Annotated in this window: 6 protein-coding genes and 1 pseudogene; all 7 read right to left on the bottom strand. The window is 39.5% G+C overall.

Annotation, left to right across the window (positions count from 1 at the left end):
* Window positions 1–212: 212 nt before the first annotated feature.
* The 7 genes and pseudogenes from D7Y06_RS24125 to D7Y06_RS24100 all read right to left on the bottom strand — a co-directional run bounded on the left by D7Y06_RS24125 (window position 213) and on the right by D7Y06_RS24100 (window position 4211).
* The gene (locus D7Y06_RS24125; protein ID WP_120410040.1) at window positions 213–923 is read right to left on the bottom strand and encodes a TetR/AcrR family transcriptional regulator; all 711 of its coding nucleotides are present in this window, start codon (window positions 921–923) and stop codon (window positions 213–215) included.
* 184 nt (window positions 924–1107) lie between these two features.
* Window positions 1108–1462 (bottom strand): annotated as a pseudogene (locus D7Y06_RS24120) (TnpV protein).
* A 1-nt stretch (window position 1463) separates the two neighbouring features.
* Window positions 1464–1637: a hypothetical protein gene (locus D7Y06_RS28720; RefSeq protein WP_158591489.1), complete on the bottom strand. Its 174-nt coding sequence runs from the start codon at window positions 1635–1637 to the stop codon at window positions 1464–1466.
* Window positions 1638–1841: 204 nt separating this feature from the next.
* Window positions 1842–2549: a DUF5131 family protein gene (locus tag D7Y06_RS24115; protein ID WP_120410039.1), complete on the bottom strand. Its 708-nt coding sequence runs from the start codon at window positions 2547–2549 to the stop codon at window positions 1842–1844.
* A gap of 39 nt (window positions 2550–2588) precedes the next feature.
* Window positions 2589–3044 (bottom strand): pyridoxamine 5'-phosphate oxidase family protein, encoded by a 456-nt coding sequence (locus tag D7Y06_RS24110; protein ID WP_158591488.1) that lies wholly within the window; start codon window positions 3042–3044, stop codon window positions 2589–2591.
* Between the two features lie 29 nt (window positions 3045–3073).
* The gene (locus tag D7Y06_RS24105; protein ID WP_120410037.1) at window positions 3074–3808 is read right to left on the bottom strand and encodes a helix-turn-helix transcriptional regulator; all 735 of its coding nucleotides are present in this window, start codon (window positions 3806–3808) and stop codon (window positions 3074–3076) included.
* A gap of 175 nt (window positions 3809–3983) precedes the next feature.
* On the bottom strand, window positions 3984–4211 hold the full coding sequence (locus D7Y06_RS24100; RefSeq protein ID WP_120410036.1) for a hypothetical protein: 228 nt from the start codon (window positions 4209–4211) through the stop codon (window positions 3984–3986).
* Between the last annotated feature and the right edge of the window lie 203 nt (window positions 4212–4414).

Below are 4414 nucleotides of genomic sequence, written 5' to 3'. Positions count from 1 at the left end.
AATTTGCATATCCTAATTCTTACCAAAAAGGAGCCATTTATTTCCAAAAACACAAACTTATTTACACTACCCGGCAAGGTAGAATTGCCCGACTAAAGCCCGACCCGTCCGGCAGTCAGCCGGACAGAGAACGGCAAAATTTTTTACACTTCTTTTACTTCTTTATCTCACATGAGCAAAGGAGCGTGAATTTTTTGTAAATAATTTTTCCGTCATGGCTGATTCCCTCCTTTTTCCTTACTTTTTCCTGCATTTTCTGGCATAGAAATATGCCCGCAGGGTGTTTCCGTAATATCAGTAATAAATTTTTCTGTAAAGGTTGTCGTATCATCATCATAAAGCGGCAGTCCCATATGGGCTAATACTTCCTTCACAAAATGATATTTATGATACAGTTCTTCCTCTGTTGCAGGGAATACCGAGGGCATGAGCCAGAAGTTGATAAGCGGCAAAAGCTCGGAAAACTCCTTTATGTATTCCGTCTTGATAGAACCGTCCTTTTTTCCCTCCTCCAACAATTCCAACCACAAGGGGGTTAATACACGCCTGTTTTCTGCAACTGCCGCCGCTAAAATGTGCGGGTCTTTCAAAATCGGGACTGCCTGCATATTTATCTGGTTTCGTTCAGCGTCCGACTGATTCAGTGTAAGCAACAACCTGATTTTTTGCAGAGCGTTCAAGTCATCCCTCCCCTTGACTGTTTCAAATGGATTGTCCTCGAAAAACATTTGATTGTCTAATGCGTACATTACTTCCTCTTTGCTTTGAAAACAACGGTAAAACATTCCTTTTGCTCCACCTACCATATCCATAATGTCAGAAACCGAAGTTTCTTCGTATCCTTTGGAGATAAACAGTTTCTGTGCTGCATCCAGTATTTCCTTTTTCCATTGTTCTGGTGTCTTTTTTACAGGTCTAGCCAAATGTTATTTCACCTCCTTTGTATTCAGTTATTGACTCAAGGTCAATAACTGTTTTAGCACCATTCTAAAATTTTTGCAATAGCCATAATTTGTCATGGCACAGAAATCACTTATTTGCAAAATCTACAAAATTCTTGACATTTAAAAAGCGACAGAGATCATTCTCCCTGCCGCTTTTGTCCACTTATGCCAAAATAATTTCCTTGTTTACAATCTCCCTTGCACAAGCTCTTATGTTGCCTAAATGCCCTACCCATTCTAAGGCATTTTCAGCCTTTAACTGTTCTGTTTGCCTTGTGCCTGTTTATGTCCTCAATGAGCCTTTCAAAGCGTTCCTGCGCCTGTCTGTCAATGCTGATAAGATAAGCATTCAGCTTGCCGATTGTAAGAAGATTGATGTATGTAACTTTGCAATATTGCTTCAGATAGTCCAGATGCCGCTGTCCCCATGCGCCTATCGGCTGTTCTTCTTCGGCGGGCAATCGCAAATCTGGAATAAAATATCCACCATAACAGCATTGACATATACACTTATGCAGGTTACTTTTTGCGGATAGACTGCAATAAAGCAGAAGAGGGATTGAAAACCTCTCCCCTGAACATAAGATACATGAGCAGCTCGTTTAAGTAACTCATGATGAGCGTACCGGCTACTGCAAAAAGGTAGATTTTCATGCTTTTTTGATGTTCGGGAGAATCATAAGATTTTCCCATCCTTCCCTGCTTATCTTACATAGAATAAGCGAAGTCAGTGCCGGAAGAAATGAGGTCAGAATGACAAGCGAAGTCGATACGGACTCGTCCCCCGCCGAATATGCAGTGTACCACAGTATATTGGAAGGTAGCAGACAGCACAGCAGGAATATCCATATGTATTTTTTCGTGTTCTTCAAATTCAAAACAGGCTCCTTTATCTGCTCAATAATTGATATTCGCTTTTCTCGCCTGACTGCACAAATCACGGGTAGCCAGAACGTATTTCTTTCCGTCCTTAATAAAATGTGTCCCGCACTGCCGAAACTCAAAATGTACTTTATGGGCGATACATTGTTCCCGTATGGAAAGTACCCATGCATAGTCAAGCGGTCTGGCGTTTCTGTCCGATTCGCCGCCAACCACGACTAATTCAACATGGTTAAGATAGGCACTAATGTCTATTTCTTCAATCAGTGGCTGGCAGATAATATTTTTATGTCTGATTGGCAGCTCATTGAAAATGGAAAGCCTGTAATCAGCCCTGTCCTGATTTTCCACCGTACAGCCAACCGATACATTGTCGTATCCATCATTCCAGTCCTCCGGGACGCAATCCATAAACCGATCAATACGCTTTGTCAGGAACAAAAAATGCAGGTCAGAACGCTCCCGTATCATCTGCCAGCATTCCAAACGCCATTCATCAGCCTCCTCAATCAGAAAATCCGTGGAGAAGCAAAGATATACGGTTTGCCCCGATTTGATTTTGTAGTCCCCCGATTTATTTTTAGCGACAGGTGCATAAAAATTGTCTGTTTTAACAATATTGTCCGTATCCATCCCACGTTTTAAATCACCTTTATGAATGTAACAGTATTTACACCCCTCGCTATGTTTGTGGCAGCCACGCCACGGATTCCACATTGCCATAGTTACAACCTTTCATCAATCAATTGGGGAAACGAATCCCTATTTATATTTTACAGTCCTGAATTTGTGTTCTATCCAGAAAGTTGCCTCCAATGTATGGAAATGAATAAATCTTATCTTAGGATCATCAATCCCTTTTGGGAAAAAACTCTTATCATCCTCATTCCATAACTCCTGCATTTCGTTTCTGTCCGTTATGATCTCAACTTCTCCCACCAGTGTTAAAGAATCGCCCCCATGCTGGAAACAGATACTTGACTTTTCGTTGGTTTCAAAGTGTTTTGCCTTCCCCTGTTTTTCACTTCTTTTGGAAGTCACAAAATATATATCCCGAAACCCCTTATCGCTCAACTTATTTACGCAGCATACTCTTGGATATCCCTTCTCATTCACAGATGAAACAAACATAATACTGCATTTTTGCACTAATTCATCTGCTTTTTCTTCGATTTCCTTAATTCTTTGCTTTTGAATGTCACTTGCCTTTAATTCCATACCATGTTCCTCCATTTTTCCCTCGTAATTTATGAAAAATTTGTAAAGCTGTTGGTCTTTGAAACACTGTCTACATGAATATACACATCCATACAGGTAACGCTTCCTTTTTCATAAACATACTCAAAACAGGATAAAACATTCTCCTTCGGTTCTTCACAAAATCCATTTGCGGCTAAAAAATCCATTATTTTTTTATAACCGCCACGGATACGGTCTACCGCCATAAAAGGGTTGTAAATTGTTATCACTGCATAGTCGGCTTCTTTCTGGACAGCATATTCCACTCCCGGACATTTCGTTTCAAATCCTTCCGGCAGAATATAAGCTGCCACATATCCGTAAATGCCAAATCTGGTAGTCATCTCAGGCGGGACAAACGGAAAGTCCCATCCAATCCTCATTGCATCCGGCGAAACTTTTAGCAGACCAGACCGCCGTGCCCAATTTTCCATGTATGCATTTACATCATCTTCCGGATTCGGTGAGAGCATTACATATCTTGCCATCTGAAATGCTTCTACCTTTTTTACAATAATTTCTGAATAAACTGCATCACCGGCGCTCATATCTTCTTTAACCAGAGCGTCCAGTTTACAGGCAAACAAATCGCTTAAAGCCACTATCTTATTCAGTTCGGGAATAACTTCATCTGCCTCCCATTTCGATATTGTCTGGCGGGAAACGGACATCATTTCAGCTAACTGTTCCTGTGTAATCTTCTTCTGCTTCCTCAAATGTTGAATGTTTTTTCCTAAATTCATAATCATTTTCCTCTATTTATCTGTTGATGACATATTTAATTTACTGTTTGAATATAACAGAATAATAAAGAAAATTCTACCATACCAAAAGCAACATTCAAGGAGATAATGTCAACTAACGGTTTACATCATCATTTTTCTCCAATTCTACAACTTTAATTTTAATGTATCTCCCTTAATATGGCTTTTTCCCATTAAGCCAGCCTTTATCTCTCCAATAATCGGAATCTGTTTTATTCCATCCATTTGTTTGTGTCATACGAAATATGATGAAAAAGAACTTTGATGTTAATCCTATTTTCTTATTTTTCAGACTCCTTTTTATTTTGCCTGCTTTGACCTTTACCTGTTTTTTTATTTTATCTTTATTCTTATAATCTGCGTAGTTACCGCCCATTTTCATAGTTGTTATTCCATAGTTATAATATCGCTTGATAAAACAGTCCTCTTGTCATCCTCAATCACTCCCTATAAATTCCGATTGAACAAAATCGCTGCGCGATGGCCTACCAAGGTTGTGGCGTAGTTTTTTTTTAATTATAAAAAAGCAGTAGCGGCCAAGTCCTAAAAGTAGTATTGTTAATTCACCACAAATAAACAATCAAA

It is taken from the genome of Roseburia sp. 1XD42-69 (assembly GCF_003612565.1).
GTDB lineage: Bacteria > Bacillota > Clostridia > Lachnospirales > Lachnospiraceae > Roseburia_B.
Note: the sequence above shows the minus strand (reverse complement) of the source record. Positions and strands in the feature narration are given on the sequence as shown.